1 protein-coding gene is annotated in these 447 nt (G+C 44.3%); it reads right to left on the bottom strand.

Annotation, left to right across the window (positions count from 1 at the left end; genetic code table 11):
• Nucleotides 1–54: 54 nt before the first annotated feature.
• The gene (locus OW491_RS18085) at nucleotides 55–336 is read right to left on the bottom strand and encodes a putative phage tail assembly chaperone (protein WP_290037284.1); all 282 of its coding nucleotides are present in this window, start codon (nucleotides 334–336) and stop codon (nucleotides 55–57) included.
• Between the last annotated feature and the right edge of the window lie 111 nt (nucleotides 337–447).

Raw genomic sequence — 447 nt, 5'->3', positions numbered from 1 at the left:
GTGGGCTGGGAGATGTGTATAAGAGACAGTCTTCAATCCGCTTTGCCCTGTCAGTTATTTTTTTAGTGAGATTTCAATGCCACCTTTAGAGGCGTTATTCACCGTTGCGAACAACTCAATGGTTAGACCGGGCACGCTATCAAGTAACTCGATCAGCGTATCTTTCTGCTCTGATTTAACAGTACTAGTCAAATACGTGTACGCAGGAGCCACTTTGTTATTTGGCATCATGTCATTGGTGTAGTTGTTCGCATCTTGCACCGTTGGTGTGAATTCGAAATCAGTAGCACCGATAGTCACTACTACCGGTTTTGATGTGAAAGCAGGTTTCGTCATTTTCATCTCTCTTAGTTTTGTGTGTGCTTAGCGTGTTCGTGCTTGGCACGCCATTGCAAATAATCTTCGGCTTGCTGTGCGCATTTACTCAGAGCCGCTTTTAATTTGGGT

The sequence above is a fragment of the Neptunomonas sp. CHC150 genome, from assembly GCF_030397555.1.
Taxonomy (GTDB): domain Bacteria; phylum Pseudomonadota; class Gammaproteobacteria; order Pseudomonadales; family Balneatricaceae; genus Neptunomonas; species Neptunomonas phycophila.
This window is presented reverse-complemented; position numbering and strand designations above follow the sequence as displayed.

Bases quoted from the DNA above. Each gene is read 5' to 3' on its own strand.
- OW491_RS18085 (WP_290037284.1), bottom strand. From the start codon at position 336: ATGACGAAACCTGCTTTCACATCAAAACCGGTAGTAGTGACTATCGGT.